The 17,982-nt window shown below is 73.0% G+C and carries 15 protein-coding genes; 7 read left to right on the plus strand and 8 right to left on the minus strand.

The window, feature by feature from the left end:
• Positions 1 to 30: 30 nt before the first annotated feature.
• The gene (locus ABD198_RS24290) at positions 31 to 1,527 is read left to right on the plus strand and encodes an alpha/beta hydrolase (RefSeq protein ID WP_344005668.1); all 1,497 of its coding nucleotides are present in this window, start codon (positions 31 to 33) and stop codon (positions 1,525 to 1,527) included.
• A gap of 674 nt (positions 1,528 to 2,201) precedes the next feature.
• On the opposite strand, the gene moeZ is transcribed toward ABD198_RS24290, so the two are convergent.
• The 7 genes from moeZ to ABD198_RS24325 form a co-directional block, all read right to left on the minus strand.
• Complete coding sequence (moeZ, locus tag ABD198_RS24295) at positions 2,202 to 3,380, minus strand: adenylyltransferase/sulfurtransferase MoeZ (RefSeq protein ID WP_344005670.1); 1,179 nt, start codon at positions 3,378 to 3,380, stop codon at positions 2,202 to 2,204.
• 62 nt (positions 3,381 to 3,442) lie between these two features.
• Complete coding sequence (locus tag ABD198_RS24300; protein WP_344005672.1) at positions 3,443 to 4,216, minus strand: spherulation-specific family 4 protein; 774 nt, start codon at positions 4,214 to 4,216, stop codon at positions 3,443 to 3,445.
• The gene (locus tag ABD198_RS24305; RefSeq protein ID WP_344005674.1) at positions 4,204 to 5,202 is read right to left on the minus strand and encodes an NAD-dependent epimerase/dehydratase family protein; all 999 of its coding nucleotides are present in this window, start codon (positions 5,200 to 5,202) and stop codon (positions 4,204 to 4,206) included. Before ABD198_RS24305 ends, ABD198_RS24300 begins: the two co-directional genes overlap by 13 nt.
• A 114-nt stretch (positions 5,203 to 5,316) precedes the next feature.
• Positions 5,317 to 6,426 carry a hypothetical protein gene (locus ABD198_RS24310; protein ID WP_344005676.1) on the minus strand — a complete coding sequence of 370 codons (1,110 nt, stop codon included), beginning with the start codon at positions 6,424 to 6,426 and terminating at the stop codon, positions 5,317 to 5,319.
• Entirely contained in the window at positions 6,423 to 8,129 is a 1,707-nt protein-coding gene (locus ABD198_RS24315; RefSeq protein WP_344005697.1) for a DUF3492 domain-containing protein, read from the minus strand. The genes ABD198_RS24310 and ABD198_RS24315 overlap by 4 nt, the downstream gene beginning before the upstream one ends.
• Positions 8,130 to 8,340: 211 nt before the next feature.
• Positions 8,341 to 9,882 carry a DUF3152 domain-containing protein gene (locus ABD198_RS24320; protein ID WP_344005678.1) on the minus strand — a complete coding sequence of 514 codons (1,542 nt, stop codon included), beginning with the start codon at positions 9,880 to 9,882 and terminating at the stop codon, positions 8,341 to 8,343.
• 389 nt (positions 9,883 to 10,271) lie between these two features.
• On the minus strand, positions 10,272 to 11,357 hold the full coding sequence (locus tag ABD198_RS24325; RefSeq protein WP_344005680.1) for an alpha/beta fold hydrolase: 1,086 nt from the start codon (positions 11,355 to 11,357) through the stop codon (positions 10,272 to 10,274).
• Between the two features lie 205 nt (positions 11,358 to 11,562).
• Between ABD198_RS24325 and ABD198_RS24330 the strand changes: the two genes are divergently transcribed.
• The 4 genes from ABD198_RS24330 (at position 11,563) to ABD198_RS24345 (ending at position 13,466) form a co-directional block, all read left to right on the plus strand.
• Positions 11,563 to 11,790 (plus strand): hypothetical protein, encoded by a 228-nt coding sequence (locus ABD198_RS24330; protein WP_344005682.1) that lies wholly within the window; start codon positions 11,563 to 11,565, stop codon positions 11,788 to 11,790.
• A 177-nt stretch (positions 11,791 to 11,967) separates the two neighbouring features.
• Complete coding sequence (locus tag ABD198_RS24335; protein WP_167997239.1) at positions 11,968 to 12,636, plus strand: TetR/AcrR family transcriptional regulator; 669 nt, start codon at positions 11,968 to 11,970, stop codon at positions 12,634 to 12,636.
• 144 nt (positions 12,637 to 12,780) lie between these two features.
• Positions 12,781 to 13,008, plus strand: a complete 228-nt coding sequence (locus ABD198_RS24340; protein WP_344005685.1) for a DUF3107 domain-containing protein — start codon at positions 12,781 to 12,783, stop codon at positions 13,006 to 13,008.
• Between the two features lie 188 nt (positions 13,009 to 13,196).
• Complete coding sequence (locus ABD198_RS24345; protein WP_344005687.1) at positions 13,197 to 13,466, plus strand: hypothetical protein; 270 nt, start codon at positions 13,197 to 13,199, stop codon at positions 13,464 to 13,466.
• A 104-nt stretch (positions 13,467 to 13,570) separates the two neighbouring features.
• Here ABD198_RS24345 and ABD198_RS24350 read toward each other — a convergent pair whose 3' ends face one another.
• Complete coding sequence (locus ABD198_RS24350; RefSeq protein ID WP_344005689.1) at positions 13,571 to 14,326, minus strand: ferritin-like fold-containing protein; 756 nt, start codon at positions 14,324 to 14,326, stop codon at positions 13,571 to 13,573.
• Between the two features lie 482 nt (positions 14,327 to 14,808).
• Here ABD198_RS24350 and ABD198_RS24355 point away from each other — a divergent pair, with 482 nt between their 5' ends.
• Positions 14,809 to 16,944 carry a DEAD/DEAH box helicase gene (locus ABD198_RS24355; RefSeq protein ID WP_344005691.1) on the plus strand — a complete coding sequence of 712 codons (2,136 nt, stop codon included), beginning with the start codon at positions 14,809 to 14,811 and terminating at the stop codon, positions 16,942 to 16,944.
• Positions 16,945 to 17,021: 77 nt separating this feature from the next.
• The gene (locus ABD198_RS24360; RefSeq protein WP_344005693.1) at positions 17,022 to 17,891 is read left to right on the plus strand and encodes an alpha/beta fold hydrolase; all 870 of its coding nucleotides are present in this window, start codon (positions 17,022 to 17,024) and stop codon (positions 17,889 to 17,891) included.
• Positions 17,892 to 17,982: the final 91 nt, after the last annotated feature.

The raw sequence follows: 17,982 nt of genomic DNA on the forward strand, positions 1-17,982 counted from the left end.
GCGGAGGGCACCTGAGGGGGGATGTGGCACATGACGCGCTTCGTACGGTGGACGGCTCTCGGGGTCGCCGCCGCGCTCCTGACGGCGGGCTGCAGCGGCTCGTCCGGCGACGACGGGGCCCGCGACGACGACAAGAGGGGCAACTCGGCGCTCGACTGGACGAAGTGCGAGTCCACCGGCGACGCCCCCGCGCCGGGCGACGAGTGGCAGTGCGCCACGCTCGAGGTGCCGCTGGACTGGTCGAAGCCGGACGGCAAGAAGATCGCCCTGGCGCTGATCCGCGCCGAGGCGACCGGCGACGAGCGCCGCGGCTCGCTGGTGTTCAACTTCGGCGGCCCCGGCGGCTCCGGCGTGTCGATGCTGCCGTCCTACGCCGACACGGTCGCGGAGCTGCGCGAGCACTACGACCTGGTGAGCTGGGACCCGCGGGGCGTCGCGGCCAGCGAGGGCGTCCGGTGCCGGGAGGACAAGGACATCCAGGCGGCCGAGGCGTCGGTCGACACCACGCCCGACACCCCGGCCGAGGAGCGGACGTTCCTGTCCGACGCCTCCGACTTCGGCAAGGGCTGCGCCAAGTCGGCGGGCGAGCTGCTGGGCCATGTCTCCACCACCGACACGGCCCGCGACCTGGACCGCATCCGCCAGGCCGTCGGCGACGACAAGCTGAACTACTTCGGCATCTCCTACGGCACCGAGCTGGGCGGCGTCTACGCCCACCTCTTCCCCGAGAAGGTGGGCCGGATGACCCTCGACGCGGTCGTCGACCCCGGCGCCGACATGGTGGGCCACGCCCGCAACCAGACCCTCGGCTTCCAGCGCGCCCTGGATGCCTATCTGAAGTCCACCGGCAAGGACCCCGAGGAGGGCTCCCGCGAGATAGCGGACCTGCTGCGGCGGATCGACGCCGAGCCGCTGCCGACCTCCACCAAGGGCCGCGAGCTCACCCAGTCCCTGGCGCTCACCGGCATCATCCTGCCTCTCTACAGCAAGGACGGCTGGCCGGCCCTGACCAGCGCCCTGCAGGCCGCCGAGGAGGGCGACGGCTCCGAACTCCTCGCCCTGGCCGACGGCTACAACGAGCGCGACGCCTCCGGCCGTTACGGCACCACCACCCACTCCCAGCGCGTCATCTCCTGCCTGGACGACAAGGCGCGGCCGAGCCTCGAGGAGACCAAGAAGCTGCTGCCGGAGTTCGAGAAGATCTCCCCCGTCTTCGGCCCCGCCCTCGGCTGGGACATCGCCGGCTGGTGCCACGACTGGCCGGTCCCCGGCCAGCACGACACCCCCGAGGTGAGCGCCCCGGGAGCCGCCCCCATCCTGGTCATCGGCAACACCGGCGACCCGGCCACCCCCTACGAGGGCGCCCGCCGCATGGCCGACGAACTCGGCAAGAACGTAGGCATAGTCCTCACCTGGAAGGGCGAGGGCCACGGCGCCTACGGCAACGGCAGCGACTGCGTCGACTCCACCGTCAACGCATACCTGATCGAGGGCACGGTCCCGAAGGACGGGAAGGTCTGTTCCTGACGAGGCCGCGAGGCGCGGTTGCTGCCGCCCGCATGATCACCGCGCCCCGGATTCGTCGGCTGCTCGTGGGTTCCCCTTCTTTCCCGAGAGGAAGGAAGCTGCCCCGACTCCAGCAGTGACCAGCCCCGCGACTGCGGTGATGGTGCTGGGAACGTCGAGTCCTGCCTTTCCACTGCTGCCCCCGGGCGGTTCCGTCTTTGTTTCCGTGACCGTGATGGTCACCGCCGCAGGAGCTGACGGGGGTCGAGGCTGTTCTGTTTCCTCAGCAGGTTTGCTGGCGGTGTCCTCAACGGGTTCGCTGAAAGTGGAATCGGCGGGAGGTGAACCGTCCGGCATCTCGCTGGTCGGCGAGGGCGCCGGCGGCTCCGGTTCCTGACTGGTGGATGGTGTGGGCGGCGGCCTCGTTGATTCGTTCGGCGACGTCAAACCGCCGATCAGAACCACGGCCAGCAAAGTCAGGCCTACCACCATCAGAGCAGCGCCAGCCCACACCAGGCGTGATCGTCCCACACGGACTCGCCCGGCGTTTCGATCGGTCACGTCTCCAGGCTCCGGCACGACCACAGAGCGTGCGACGCGGCTACGGCCATTCGAGGCAGAAGCCCACGGCATCTGACCAGTTCAGAGCCGTGGGCTTCTTCAGTCCCGTTGGTGCGCCGGCGGGCGAACCCGGGTCAGTACACCGGCTTGTGGGGTTCGATCTGGTTGACCCAGCCGACGACGCCGCCACCCACGTGGACCGCGTCGGCGAAGCCGGCGGACTTGAGGACGGCGAGGACTTCCGCACTGCGGACACCCGTCTTGCAGTGCAAGACGATCTTCTTGTCCTGCGGGAGGCTCTCCAGGGCGTTGCCCATGAGGAACTCGTTCTTGGGGATCAGGCGGGCGCCCGGGATGGAGACGATCTCGTACTCGTTCGGCTCGCGGACGTCGATGAGCTCGATGTTCTCGCCGTCGTCGAGCCACTCCTTGAGCTGCTTGGGAGTGATCGTGGAGTCGGCGGCCGCCGCCTGGGCCTCCTCGGACACGACGCCGCAGAACGCCTCGTAGTCGATGAGCTCGGTGACGGTCGGGTTCTCGCCGCAGACCGCGCAGTTGGGGTCCTTGCGGACCTTGACCTGGCGGTACTGCATCTCCAGGGCGTCGTAGATCATCAGGCGGCCGACCAGCGGCTCACCGATGCCGGCCAGCAGCTTGATCGCCTCGTTGACCTGGATGGAGCCGATGGACGCGCACAGCACGCCGAGCACGCCGCCCTCGGCGCAGGAGGGAACCATGCCGGGGGGCGGGGGCTCCGGGTAGAGGCAGCGGTAGCAGGGGCCGTGCTCCGCCCAGAACACCGAGGCCTGGCCGTCGAAGCGGTAGATGGAACCCCAGATGTACGGCTTGCCGAGCAGCACGCAGGCGTCGTTGACCAGGTAGCGGGTCGCGAAGTTGTCCGTGCCGTCGATGATCAGGTCGTACTGGCTGAAGATGTCCATCACGTTGTCGGCCTCGAGCCGCTCTTCGTGCAGGACCACATTCACGTACGGGTTGATGCCCTTGACCGTGTCACGGGCGGACTCGGCCTTGGGGCGGCCGATGTCGGCCTGGCTGTGGATGACCTGGCGCTGCAGGTTCGACTCGTCGACCTCGTCGAACTCCACGATGCCGAGCGTGCCCACGCCCGCGGCGGCCAGGTACATCAGCGCCGGCGAGCCCAGGCCGCCGGCGCCCACACACAGCACCTTGGCGTTCTTCAGCCGCTTCTGCCCGTCCATCCCCACGTCGGGGATGATCAGGTGGCGGGAGTACCTGCGGACCTCGTCTACGGTGAGCTCCGAAGCGGGCTCGACCAGGGGTGGCAGCGACACGGGGACTCCGTTGGTCGGTCAATCAGTACGGTTGTTCCTCCGTAACACTGCCATGGGCTTTTTCATTCCGAGACACCTGTTCCGATCCGCGAGACGATTTCATCCCAGTAGCCGGGCAGCACCTCCCAGGGGTTCGTCTCCCAGGTCTCGGACCGGCCCCCGCGCCCGGTGCGATCGGTGTGGTCGGTGAAGTAGATCGTCGCGGCCCCCTGCCAGCGGGCGATGCGCAGCGCCTCCTCCAGGTGGGGCCGCGGCACTCCGTGGACGAAGTGGCAGAACCGCTCGGGCGGCAGGTCGGCCGTCCATTCGGCGACCTGCGACCAGCGGTAGTCGCTCCAGGGGCCCGAGAAGGTGACCAGCTGGTCGGCGATGTCGGCGTAGCCCGGGTGCGGATGGATGCCGTGCCCGAGCACGATGTGGGCATCGTCACGCAGCACGCGGAGCGCGGCGGTGGTGCGCCGCATCTCGTAGAGCCGCAGCGCGTCGGCGGGACACCGGTCCAGCAGGAAGCCGTCGACCTCGTACCAGTCGAGGTAGCGGTGGGCGTCCGCGATCACCTGGCCGAAGCCGCGGTCGCCGTGCGCCGAGTCGAGGCGGCCGAGGACGCGGACGCCGGCGTTGCGCAGCCGTCCGGCCGCGTCCAGGCAGTGCGGGTCGGGCTGGGCGCCGGGCCCGTCGGCCACGTCGAGGACGACCCAGTGCAGGGGTGCGCCGGGCGTGGTGAGCGCCTTCCACTCGGCCGGGGCGACGAGCGGGTGCGCGATGCCGGGAATGCCGAAGCCGGTGCGGAAGTCCGTGCAGGTGATGCCCGGTTTGGCACGGCTCAGATACGGCATGCCGCCTCCATCCAGATGTCGGCCAGGGATTCCTCGAGGTTGATGCGGGGGCGCCAGCCGAGCCGGTCGCGGGCGGTGCGCACATCGGCCTGCTGCCAGCTGCCGCAGCCGTCCGGGTAGGGGAAGGCGACGGGGGCCGGGTGGTGGTCGGCGTCGCCGGAGCGGGGGTGACCGATGGCCGGCCGCAGATACGTGCCGTGGGCGTGGACCCCGTGCGGGGCGTGCACGCCGGGGCTGTCGAGCTCGTGGAGCGCGCCGCCGTATCCGGCGACCCGGGCGAGGATCGCGGCGGCGTCGCGCAGCCGGACCGCCCGGCCCGAGCCGATGTTGATGACGCCCTGCGCCGCGGAGAGCGAGGCGGCGTGGACCGCGCGCGCCACGTCGCGCACGTCGACGAAGTCCCGCTGGGCGCCGAGGCCGCCCAGCTTCAGCTCGCCGTCGCCGGACTGCATGGCCCGGCGCATGGCCTCGGCGAGCCGGCCGAGCGGGGAGCCGGCGGGGGTGCCGGGACCGGCGGGCGAAAAGACCCGCAGCACGACGGCGTCCAGGCCGGAGCCGAGGACGAGTTCGGTGGCGGCGAGCTTGCTGACGCCGTAGGGGCCGCCCGGGCGCGGCACCGCGTCCTCGGCGGTGGAGGAGCCGGGCTGGCTGGGGCCGTACTCCGAGCTGCAGCCGACCTGCACCAGCCGGGCACCGCAGCCGCTGCGGCGCAGTGCCTCGCAGACGGTGGCCACGGCGACGGTGTTGTGCCGGGTGAGTTCCCGGGCGCCGCCCCGGGTGGCGCCGGCGCAGTTGACCACGACGCCGGGGTGGACGGCGTCGAGGAAGCGGGTGAGCGCTCCCGGGCTGCCGGTGGCGAGGTCGAAGCGGACGTCGGCGTCGTCACCGCGGCCGAGGGCGGTGAGCTGCACGGCCGGGTCGGCGAGCAGGCGGTCCGCCACGAAGCGGCCGATGAATCCGTTGGCTCCGATCAGCAGGACTCTCATCGCGCGACTCCTTCGGCGTCGTCCGAGGCTCCTGGACGGGTGGTCATGTGGGGTCCTCCTTCGTGCGGGTGAGGCCGTGTGCGGCTGCCGGTGGGCGCCCCGGCTGCCCGGGGGTCATCGGCGGGCCTCCGCGTGGGCGTGGGCCGAGGCTCGGGTGAGCCGGCGAGCGGCGTGGAGCAGCAGGACGCAGGCCGCCGCGCCGCAGGTGAGGGCGGGGAGGGCGGACGGCGTCCAGGCGGTGACCAGGGTCTCCACGGGGGTGGCGAGGGCGGCCAGGCCGGGCAGGCGCGCGGCGAACACGGTGGCCAGGGCGGCCGCCTGGGTGAGGGCCGTGGCGGTGAGGATCACCCGGGGGGCGTGGGTGAAGCCGTGCACGGCGAGAAGGCGGGACAGGTGGAGGAGGGCGCCCAGGGTGAGGGTGGTGCCGAGGGCCGGGGCCTCGTCGAGGAGGGCCGCGGTGAGCAGGGTGAGGGCGGCCACCGCGAGCAGATGGAGGACGACCGTGCCGAGCAGCAGCGGGCGTACCGAGGTGGCGAAGTCCTCCAGGGCCCGGCTGGCGGTGAGCCGGCGGTGGGTGCGGGTGCGGAAGAGGTGGGTCGTCCAGGCGGCGGGTGCGCAGGCCAGGGCTAGGGCCGCGAGGGTCGCCGCGGTGAGCGGCCAGTCGGCGGTGGTGGGCGGGGTGTCGGGGCCGCCGGTGAGTGCGGCGCGCAGCAGCCCTTCGCCCAGGAGGGCGTAGGCGATGAGCCAGCAGACCGGCAGGGCCGTGCCCGGGGAGCGGGGGCCGCTCAGGGGGCCCCGGCGCAGGGCTGCGCGCAGGGCGAGGAAGACGGCCAGCGTGCCCACGGCGGCGGTCAGCAGGCGCGTCTGGCCGGCGGTGAGGCGGAGGGCCGCGAGGGTGGCGAGGCAGAGCAGGCCGGGCAGGAGGGTGAGGACCGCCCAGGTGGTGCGGGGCGCCGGTGCGGGCGGTGCGGCGGGGGGCGCGTCGGTGTGGTGGTTGGCGCGGGCGTAGAGCTCCTCGGCCAGGGAGAAGACGTCCCGGTGGCGGAAGCGGGCCGCGGTGCGGTCGGTGACGCCGTGCGCCTCCAGCCCTGCCGCGATCTCCAGGGGGTCCACGGCGGTCTCGCACAGCTCGCGGTGGCGGTGCAGCAGGGCCTTCACCGGGTCGGCGCCCCGGCGGGGGGCGGGGGTGCCCGGCTCGCGGGCCGGCGCGCTGAGGTCGGTCATCGTGCTGCCTCCGTGACGGGGACCTGCTCCTGCGCGGCCCAGCTGGGCACGGGGCGGGGCGCGGGGTCGGTCCAGTGGCCGGGGACGTGGGCCTCGGCGGGGGTGGCGAAGGGCTGGGGGGCGCCGGTGTGGTCCAGCGGCAGGCGGCGGACCGGGGTGCGGGCGACGATCTCCAGATACAGGCCGTGGAAGGCGGCGATGTTCTGCTCGACGGTGAACAGCTCCAGCGCGCGGGCGCGGGCGGCGGCCCCGAGGCGCTCACGGCGCTCGGGGTCGCGCAGCAGGGAGACGCACGCCTCGGCGAGCGCCCGCGGGTTGCGCGGCGGGACGACGAGGCCGGTGCCGCCGATGACCTCGACGACCGCGCCGACGTCGGTGGAGACCGTGGCCCGGCCGCAGAACATCGCCTCGACCAGCCGCACGGGGAAGCCCTCGACCACGCTGGACAGCACGGTCACCGCACCGGCGGCGTAGGCGTCGGCCGGGGTGGGCAGCTCCGGGCCGCCGGTCTCCTCGAAGGACACCGGGTTGTCGCCCACGGCGTGCGGTCCCTCGGCCTCGTCGGGGAAGAGCTGGGCGGCCAGCATCCGGCAGTGGCCCAGGTAGGCCTCGCCCTCGGGCCCGGCGGGGCCGCCGATGATGCGCAGCCGGGTCCCGGGCTCCTGCTTGCGGATCTCCGCGAAGGCGTGCAGCAGCGACACCAGGTCTTTCGCCGGCTCGACGCGCCCGACCCAGACCAGGGTGTGCGGATCGGCGCTCTCCTGACCCTCCCCTACCTCGGTGAAGGGGGCGGCGTCCATGCCGGAGTAGACCGTGCGCAGCTTCGCCCGGTCGGCGCCGCACCGTTCCTGCCAGCGCCGGGCGTGGGTGTTGCCCGGCGTGATGAAGGCGGCCTGACGGTAGATCTCGGCGGCGAGCCTGCCGTGGAAGGCGGCGAGCAGCGAGCGGACGGCCGGTGAGGAGTCGGGCCGGGTCAGGTAGTGGGTGCGCAGCCGCACGCCGTACTCGGTCACCAGCAGCGGGACGCCGAAGAAGTGACGGGCGAGCAGGCCGGGCAGCGCGGCCGTGCCGCCGGAGGCGGCGTGGCACAGGTCGACCGCGCCGAGGCCGTCCTCCTGGTACCAGTCGAGGGTCAGGGGGCGCAGGGCGCGCTCCAGGTGCGCGGCCACGGCGAGCAGATCGGGTACGCGCGCCTCGCGCGCGGGGCGCTGGGCACCGGGCGCACGACAGGCGCGCTCCAGGGCGCGTACGGCGGTCTCGGAACGCAGGGCCGCCGCCAGTCCGCCCTCCTCGCGGGCGAGTTCGGCGAGACCGTAGAGGGCGTTGGCGAAACGGTCCGCCTGGGGCGGGACGCCGGGCGTCTCGGCGGTGGCGGGACCCGCGTCGGGACGGGCGCCGGTCGGGGCGGGGCCGGCGGCGCAGAGCGCGGCGGCCAGTTCGGCGTAGTGCTCCGTGAAGCGCCGGCGTGCGCGGCGCCCGTACACCACCCCGTCGTCCTCCGGCGTCCACAGCGGTGCCGTGCGCACGCGGCTGACCTGCGGTGGCAGCGGGACCCAGCCCTCGTCCTCCTCCGCCTGGCTGCGGCTGAACGCATAGACGTCGAACTCGTGCTGACCGAGCCCGCGCACCAGGCGGTCGCACCAGAGCCTGGCGTCACCGCTCACATACGGATAACCACCCTCCGTAAGCAGTCCGATGCGCACAAGCACCCCCGATCTCCCGTGTGGGGAGCCGCCGTTGCCCCGGCGGCTCGCAGCGGGACGAACGTATGCGGACAAGGCGTTGGAGCGATGGACGGTTGTCCGTCGCTCCACCAAAAGGGGTGAACGGCCGTAACTTTCCCGTGCGGGGCGCGTTTGGCCGCGCTACGCGCCCGTCGGCTGCCCGCCGGGGTCGCGGTGGGGTGATCGACCGTCAGTTGTTCGGGTACGCCCAGGGGTTGGGGCGGCAGCTGATGCCGTCGTGGTCCAGGAACTTGGTCTGCTGCTGCATCACCGGGGCCAGATCGCCGTCCTTGTCACAGGTGACGTGGTCGTAGCCCAGGCGGTGGCCGATCTCGTGGTTGATCAGCATCTGGCGGTAGCCCAGCAGGTCGTCGCCGTAGGTCTCGGCGCCCTGCGCCCACCGGTAGGCGTTGATCATCACGCGCTCGGTGGCGGCCGAGTCGCAGGAGACGTTGTCCTCGGTGGTGTCCAGGCCGGACTTGGCGCACCACTTGGCGGTGGTGCCCGGACTGGCCAGGGTGATCACGAAGTCGGGGCGGCCGGAGTGGATCCGCTCGAAGGTGCGTGCGCCGCCATGCGCCCAACTGCGCTGGTCGTTCAGCGTCTTGTGCACGGCCTCGGCGAACAGCTCGCCGTCCAGGCCGAGTCCCTTCTCCACGTCCACCCGGTAGGTGATCTTCTGCCCCCTGCCCGGGGCTTTGTCGACGCCGCGGATCGCCTCGAACACGCCCGAGCCGGTGAAGTCCGCGCCGAGCGGGTACCTCTTGCTCATCTTCTGCTCGTACGTCGCCGGCTTGGCGTCGGGCGCCCCGGCGGGCGCCTCGCGGCCGTCGCCGCGCGAGGCGGGGTCCCGGGCGTCGCGGGACTGCTCGGGGGCGGACTGCGCCTGCACCGCGTCACCGCTGCGGTCCTCGGCGACCTGCCCGGCGACGACGACGGCCAGCGCGGTGGTGACGGCCGCGGCCGCGATCCCGGTGAACGTACGTCCCTTGCCGCCCCGGGGCCGCGCGGGCGCACCGGTGGGCGGCGCGTCGTCGTCCGCCGCGTCCGTTTCGTGCGGGGCGTCCGGGGCCTCGGCCGCGGAGGCGGTGTCCCAGTCGGTGACCGTGGCGTAGGGGTCGGAGGCCGGGCGGGTGCGGGGCGCCGGCTTGGTGCGCGGGGTGAAGAGATCGCCGGGCTCGTCAAAGGCGTCGAGGTACTCCTGGCGGACGCCACCGGCACCGACGGTGTCATCGGCAGGTGCCTGCCGCTGCCGCGGCAGCGGCGCGGTCATCCCGGCCTGCCTGCCGTAACCGGCTGCCGCGGCCGTCCGCCCGTTCAGCTCGCCCCAGCCGCCTCCGCCTTCCCGCTGCTCCGGGTGCCCACCGCGGACCTGCGGCGTGCCGTGCGCGGGCGTGCCGTCGGGGAAGCGGGGGACGCCGTGAGCGGGGGTCCCGTCCTGGAAGCGGGGGACGCCGTGAGCGGGGGTGCCGTCGGCGAAGCGCGGAACACCATGAGCGGGAGTCCCGTCCGGGAAACGCGGAACACCGTGCGCCGGGGTCCCGTCCGGGAAACGCGGAACACCATGAGCGGGAGTCCCGTCCGGGAAACGCGGAACACCGTGCGCCGGGGTCCCGTCCGGGAAACGCGGAACACCATGGGCCGGGGTCCCGTCCGGGAAGCGCGGAACGCCCTGCGCCGGCGTCCCGTGCGGCGGAGTCCCGTAGCCGCGCGGCGCCTCGCGTCCCGGCATCGGACGCGGCGAGCCGCCGTAGGGCGGGGCACCGTACGCCGGGCCACCCTGCCCCGGAGCTCCTCGCCCCGGAGCCCCGTGCCCGGGAGCACCCTGGACCGGCGTCCCGTGAGGCGGGGTCCCGTGAGCCGGGGCGTCGTACCGGGCGCCGTCGTACGCGGCAGCCCCCTGGCCCTCGGCCGGGTACGTCCGCCCGCCGGGCCCGGATCCGGGCCCCTGTCCGGGCGGGGCCTGCTGCGGCCGGGCGGCCTGCGGGGCCCTCGTGTCCCAGCGGCCCGTGCCACGGCGCGTCTCGTCCACGCCCGTGCGGCCCTGGCGCACCGAGGTCGTCTCCGTGGTGCCGCCCTTGGGGGCGGGTCCACGACGGCTGTGGCGTCCCACGTCGCGCCTCAGCCCCTCACGTTGTCGGCGGTGGCTCCGCCGTCGGCGGTCACGTCCGCACCGGCGGACGCGTCCGCACCGGCGGACGCGTCCGGGGCGCCCTTCGCGCCCCGGACAAAGGTAGCCCCCTCGGCGGAGGATTCCTCCGCATCGGCGAGGAGTTCACGAAAGGCGGCGGCCACCGTCTCGGGGTACTCCATCATCGCCACATGGCCGGCGTCGGGCAGCGTCACCAGCCGGGAGTCCCGGAAGGCACGGGCCGCCCGCTGGGCCATGCGGAAGCCGACGAGCTTGTCCCGGCCGCCGTAGATCAGCAGGGTCGGCGCCAGCACCCGCTCGGCCTGGCGCCAGAGAGCGTGCTGGCCACCGAGGGTGTAGGCGTTGACGAGGCCGCGCGCGGAGCGGGCCATCGCGTCCCAGAAGTACGGCAGCCGCATGCGCCGCTCCATCTCGTGCACGGCGTTGCGAAACCCCTCCGGGGTCACCCGCGAGTGGTCGCCGTAGCAGAGCGCCAGCACACCGCGCACCCGCTGCTCCGCGGTCCACTCACGGGTGATGCGGGTGAACAGGGGTGCCACCCCGGGCACCGCCAGCAGTGCCGTCGGCACGGCGGTGCGCTGCACCCGCAGCTCGGGCAGGGCGGGCGACACCAGGGTGAGCGTGCGGACCAGGTCGGGGCGTACGGCGGCGACCCGGGTGACGACCGCCCCGCCCAGCGAGTTGCCGAAGAGGTGGACCGGGCCGCGCCCGGCCTCGTCCAGATAGCGAATCACCGCGCGGGCGTGCGCGGTGATCGAGTAGTTGCCGTCGTCGGGTGGCGGGGAGTCGCCGAAGCCCGGCAGGTCGACGGCCTCGTTGTCGAGGACGTCGTCGAGCAGCGGCATCAGCGCCGACCAGTTCTGCGAGGAGCCGCCCAGGCCGTGGACGTAGAGCGCGGGCGGCAGCCCCTCCCGCGCGGGCCTGCGTGCACGTAGTGTCAAGGTGACGCCGGGCAGCCGGACCGACCTGAGATGCTCGCCCTCCCCGACCCTCACGGCGGCCACCTTGGGCAGCACGTTTGCGGGCGGCACGGACGGCAGCTCGGTCGAAGACATGCGGCAATGTTACGAGACGATCACGCAGTGGTTCATGTGTTCGCCGTCACAGGCCGGCCGAAAGCGGCCGGTCACAGGGTGCGCACCGTGTCACCTCACGGTCGCTCATCGCATAACGTCCGGATCGGGTGTCTCCTAGGCTCGGACAGAGGGCACCCGGATATGGCCCCTGCATCACCAGGGACGATCAGGAAGGGAGCCCGACATGGCCGTTGACCCCACCGACCCCGAGACGCTCGAGGAAGTCGAGGACGCCCAGGAGGGCGAGGAGTACGACGTCGAGGCCCCCAGGGTCGACGCGGCCGAGCAGCAGGCGGACATCGCGCCGGAGGGCGACGACCCGCTGACGGGCGTCGATCCGGACCGCGCCAACGAGGCGGACCTGCTGGAACAGGCTCGGATCGTCTCCCTGGACGAGGACGATTACCGCTGATCAGAGCAGGGGAGGGGCCACGTGTTGCCCTCTCCTGCGCCTTTTGAAACCGTCCGTGCCGCTTTCGTCGTCGTCCGGTCCGTGAAATTTCTGCGTTCTCACCGCGCGCACCACGGTTACCGAAAAGTACGATGGCGGCGCGGCTCACACCGCATGTGGACGACAATGGGAGGCGGCGTGACAGCCATCGAGCAGACAGAGGCGGTTCGCCCGAAGGGCACCCGCCTGCCGCGCCGAGCCCGACGGAACCAGCTGCTGGGCGCCGCCCAGGAGGTGTTCGTCGCGCAGGGCTACCACGCGGCTGCGATGGACGACATCGCCGAGCGCGCCGGCGTGAGCAAGCCGGTGCTCTACCAGCACTTCCCGGGCAAGCTCGACCTCTATCTCGCACTGCTGGACCAGCACTGCGAGTCACTGATCCAGGCCGTGCGCAACGCGCTGGCGTCGACGACGGACAACAAGCAGCGCGTCCGGGCGACCATGGACGCGTACTTCGCCTATGTGGAGGACGACGGCGGGGCCTTCCGCCTGGTCTTCGAGTCGGACCTGACCAACGAGCCCGCCGTGCGCGAGCGGGTCGACAAGGTCACCAACGACTGCGCCGAGGCGATCTGCGAGGTCATCGCCGAGGACACCGGGCTGTCCCGGGACGAGTCGATGCTGCTCGCCTCGGGCCTGGGCGGTCTCGCCCAGGTGGTGGCCCGGGCCTGGCTGCACAGCGACCGCACGGTGCCGCGCGACCAGGCGGTCCAGCTGCTCACCTCGCTCGCCTGGCGGGGCATCGCCGGCTTCCCGCTGCACGGCAGCGACGCCGGTCAGCAGCAGGGCGGCGAGCAGCAGCGCTGAGCGCCGCGGGCGGGCGTCTGTTCCCGCCGGCTGTTCGCTCCTGGCGTGGCCGGGCGGACCGTGCAGGTCCCCTCACCGGGCTAATGTGTGCGGAGTACGGCGCGGTAGGTCGCGCACTTCACTGACCGTCGGAGGGACATAGCCGTGGAGGTCAAGATCGGCGTGCAGCACGCGCCGCGCGAGATCGTTCTGGAGAGCGGTCAGAGCGCCGAGGAGGTCGAGCGCGTGGTGGCCGAGGCGCTGGCCGGGAAGTCGCAGCTGCTGAGCCTCATGGACGAGCACGGCCGTAAGCTCCTCGTCCCGGCCGACCGGGTCGCGTACGTCGAGATCGGGGAGCCCGCTCCGCGCAAGGTGGGCTTCGGCGCGCTGTAGGCACAACGCGCGGGACATGGGCGAGGGCCCGGCGGTACGACACTACGACACCGCCGGGCCCTCGCTCGTCCGGGTGCGTTCACGGATGGAGCACAGGTCCCTTACAGGAGGATTGGATTCCGCAGGCCAGGGGTAAACCGGGCTACGACCGATGTGAGCAGGCCGGCCATGTGGGAGGGACCCCCGAGATGCTCTTGCAAGCGCTCAGCTCCGCGATCCTCGGCCTCGCTCTCGCGTGGGTGGCCGTCCACCGGCTGTCGCATCGGCTTCCGGCCCGTGCACTGGTGTTGTCCACGGGGGTGGCGGGTGCGTTGTTCGGTGCGTTTCTCGCGGATACGGCGCTGGAGGCGGGGGGCCTGGCGGCCAGCCTGCTGGGGGCGGTGATTGTTTGCGTGGCGTCCTTGTCGTTGCTGTTGCGGCCCGCGGGAAGACTGCGGCGTCGGTCGGCGACGGCGTGAAGGCGCGTCGCCGCCGGCGGGGTGTACGTCGGGGGCGTTGATTTTGTTGGCGCCCTGAGTTGCAGCTGCGTGCGCGGTTCCCCGCGCCCCTGGCGTTGGGGCAGTCAGGCCGCCAGGCCCAGGGCGGCCATGCGCTTGGTGTGGGCCTCGGTGATGCGGGAGAACATCTTGCCGACCTCGGCGAGGTCGAAGCCGTCCGCGACGCCGCCGACCAGCATCGTCGACAGGGCGTCCCGGTCGGCGACCACCCGCTGCGACTGGGACAGGGCCTCCCCCATCAGACGCCGCGCCCACAGCGCCAGCCGTCCGCCCACCCGCGGGTCCGCCTCGATCGCCGCGCGCACCTTCTCCACGGCGAAGCCGCCGTGCCCGGTGTCGTCCAGCACGGCCAGCACCAGGGCGCGGGTGTCGGAGTCCAGCCGGGCGGCGACCTCCCGGTAGAAGTCGCTGGCGATGGAGTCGCCTACGTAGGCCTTGACGAGCCCCTCCAGCCAGTCGGAGGGCGCGGTCTGCTTGTGGAAACCCTCGTACGCGGCGACGAACGGCTCCATCGCGATGGTCGGGTCCTCACCGATCTCGGCCAGCCGGTCGCGCAGCTGCTCGAAGTGGTGGAACTCGGCCGAGGCCATCTTCGCCAGCTCCGCCTTGTCGTCCAGCGTCGGCGCCAGCTTGGCGTCCTCCGCCAGCCGCTCGAACGCCGCCAGCTCCCCGTACGCGAGCGCGCCGAGCAGGTCCACGACGGCGGCGCGGTACTGCGGGTCGGCTGAGGCGGCGGCCCAGTCGAGGGCGGCGACACCGGTGTGTGCGTCGGTGGTCTCGGGGGCGTCCGCGGCGCGATCAGGCTTGTCAGAGCTCGTCATGAAGCGCACAATAGCCCGCCCGTCGCGTCCGGGAAGGTCCTGGTCGATCAGTGTGACGACGACTACGTGACCAAATCGGCCATCGCATGTGCGCGAATCCGGGGTATGGTGGTAATGAGCCTGCTGAGCACTTCGACGTACTCGACAGGCCGCATGTATGAGGATGCCCGGTCGGTGGCCCGATCGGCTCCGACCAGACAGCCCCCATGGACCGTACGGCACATTGCGTACGGGATCCGGAGGGGGACACCCTCAGCGGTTCGAGCGCTGGAGCGTAGGCAGTGGTCCCGTGCCTCACGGCACAGCCCGTAAGGCGCCGACGTCCCCGGCACGGTCACATCAAGACCCCCGCGCTCGCCTCGTACCGCGCACACAGAAGAGGCAGCACCCTGACTACGACGTTCCGAGAGCTCGGGATCCTCCCCGAGACCGCCGAGGCCCTGGAGGCCGTCGGCATCACCACACCCTTCCCCATCCAGGAGATGACGCTCCCCGTCGCCCTCTCGGGCACGGACGTCATCGGCCAGGCCAAGACCGGCACCGGCAAGACGCTCGGCTTCGGCCTTCCGCTCCTCGAGCGGGTCACCGTCCCGGCGGACGTGGAGGCGGGCCGCGCCAAGCCGGAGGACCTCACCGACGCCCCGCAGGCGCTGGTCGTCGTCCCCACCCGCGAGCTGTGCACCCAGGTCACCAACGACCTGCTCACCGCCGGCAAGGTGCGCAATGTGCGCGTCGTCGCGATCTACGGCGGCCGCGCCTACGAGCCCCAGGTGGAGGCGCTGAAGAAGGGCGTCGACGTGGTCGTCGGCACCCCGGGCCGCCTGCTGGACCTCGCCGGCCAGAAGAAGCTGGACCTCAGCCACGTCAAGGCCCTGGTGCTCGACGAGGCCGACGAGATGCTCGACCTGGGCTTCCTGCCCGACGTCGAGAAGATCATCAATCTGCTTCCGGCCCGGCGCCAGACCATGCTGTTCTCGGCCACCATGCCGGGCGCGGTCATCGGCCTGGCCCGCCGCTACATGTCGCAGCCCACGCACATCCGCGCCACCGCGCCGGACGACGAGGGCGCCACGGTGGCGAACATCAAGCAGTTCGTCTACCGCGCCCACTCCATGGACAAGCCGGAGATGGTCGCCCGCATCCTGCAGGCCGAGGGCCGCGGACTGGCGATGATCTTCTGCCGCACCAAGCGCACGGCCGCCGACATCGCCGAGCAGCTCCAGCGGCGTGGTTTCGCCGCCGGCGCGGTCCACGGCGACCTCGGCCAGGGCGCCCGAGAGCAGGCGCTGCGCGCCTTCCGCAACGGCAAGGTGGACGTGCTGGTCTGCACCGACGTCGCCGCCCGCGGTATCGACGTCGAGGGCGTGACGCACGTCATCAACTACCAGTCGCCCGAGGACGAGAAGACGTACCTGCACCGGGTGGGCCGCACCGGCCGCGCGGGCGCCAAGGGCACGGCGATCACGCTGGTCGACTGGGACGACATCCCGCGCTGGCAGCTGATCAACAAGGCGCTGGAGCTCGACTTCAACGACCCGCCGGAGACGTACTCCACCTCCCCGCACCTGTTCAGCGACCTCGGCATCCCCGAGGGCACCAAGGGTGTCCTGCCGCGCTCGGCGCGGACCCGTGCCGGGCTGGACGCCGAGCAGGTGGAGGATCTGGGCGAGCTGGGCGGCGGCGGGCCGCCCGGGCGCGGCGGCCGGGGCGGCCGCTCCGCCGACCGCGGCCGTGACCGTGAGCACGACCGTGAGCACGACCGCGAGCGCCCGGCGCGTACGCCGCGCCGCCGCCGTCGGCTGCGCGCCGGTACGCCGCTGGACGAGGCCGGTCAGGCGCAGCCCGCGGCGAGCGAGAACACCGGTGAGGCCGAGGACGGCACCGCTGCCAGCACCCCGCGGCGCCGTCGCCGTACGCGCGGCGGAGTCACGGCCGAGGCGGCACCGGCGGCTCAGGCCGCCGTCGCCACCGCCGAGGGCACCACGCAGGACGACGCCGCCGAGGCTCCGGCCAAGCCGCGCCGCCGCCGGACCCGCCGCTCGGCGGAGACGGTCGCGGCCGGGACGACGGCCGAGGTGACCCCGGTGGCCGAGGTGAGCACGGACACGGCGGTGGCCGAGGAGCCCGAGGCTCCCGCCGCCGAGCCGCGCCGCCGCACCCGGAAGTCCACGGCCGCGGAAACCGCGGTCGAGACGGCCGAGGGCGCCACCGAGTCGACCGAGGCAACCAAGGCCACCGAGACCGCCGAAGCCGCCGAGGCGAAGCCGCGTCGCACGCGGAAGAAGGCAGCGGCCGCGGAGGAGGCTGTGGCTGACGCCGAGGCCAAGCCGCGCCGTACCCGGAAGACGGCCACCACGGCCGCCGAGGCCGCGGCCGACACCGCGGAAGGCACCGAGGCCAAGCCCCGCCGCCGCACCCGCAAGGCCGCCGGCACCGCACCCCTGGCCGACATCCCGGCCCAGGCCACAGCGGAGGCCGAGGAGGCGGAGACCAAGCCGCGCCGCACGCGCAAGACCGCCGCCAAGGCGGAGGCCGGCGTCGACACGGCCGAGGCCACCGAGGCCAAGCCGCGCCGTACGCGCAAGAAGGCGGCGGCCGCGGAGCCCACGGAGGGCTGAACGAACGGCGACGGCCCGGTTCCCCACGCGGGGGCCGGGCCGTCGGCGTGTCCAGGGCCGCCCGTTACCCTCACTGCGTGACCAGCGACCTCCACGTCCCCAGCTACGAGACCCGCCAACTGCCCACCGCGCGCGGGCCGTTCGCCGTCGTCGACGTACCCGCGGCCCCCGGGGCCGGCGCGAAGGGCACCGCGCTGCTGCTGCCCGGGTACACCGGCAGCAAGGAGGACTTCACGCTGCTGCACGAACCCCTCGCCGCGCGCGGGTACCGCAGCGTCGCCGTGGACGGGCGCGGGCAGCACGAGTCGGACGGGCCGGACGACGAGTCCGCCTACGCGCTGGACGAGCTGGCGCGGGACGTGCTCGCACAGGTGGAGGCCCTCGGGGAACGGGTGCATCTGGTCGGGCACTCGCTCGGCGGGCTGATCGCCCGCCGCGCCGTCCTGCTGGACCCCTCCCCCTTCCGCTCCCTCACCCTGATGGCCTCGGGGCCGGCGCGCATCTCCGTCTCCCAGGAGCAGAGGGTGAAGCTGCTGCGGGACGCGCTCGCGGTGATGTCGATGGAGGAGTGCTGGGAGGCGATCCTGGCGATGGGCCCGCCGGAGGAGGTCGGTGGCCCGGCGCGCGGCATCGGCGGGCCCGAGCTGCTGCGCCGCCGCTGGCTGCGCACCCGGCCCGCGCAGCTCCTGGCCACGGGCCGGCAGTTGTGCACGGAGCCGGACCTGGTGGACCGGCTATCCGCCGTGCCGCTGCCGTTCCATGTGCTGTCCGGGTCGCGCGACGACACCTGGCCGGTGGCGGACCTGGATGCCATGGCCAAGCGGCTGAACGCGCACCGCTCGGTCATCGAGGGTGCCGAGCACTCCCCCAACGCGGACCGGCCGGAGGCGACCGCGAAGGCTCTCGCGGACTTCTGGGACCGGACCGAGCCCTCGGCCGGCAGCTGATCCGGCCAGTACTGCTAGGGTCCGTCTTCAAAGATCGCTAGATGGTGGATCATGGTGGTGTGGTACGTCGTCATGAACTCACCGACCAAGA

It is taken from the genome of Streptomyces thermocarboxydovorans, assembly GCF_039524635.1.
Classification (GTDB): Bacteria; Actinomycetota; Actinomycetes; order Streptomycetales; family Streptomycetaceae; genus Streptomyces; species Streptomyces thermocarboxydovorans.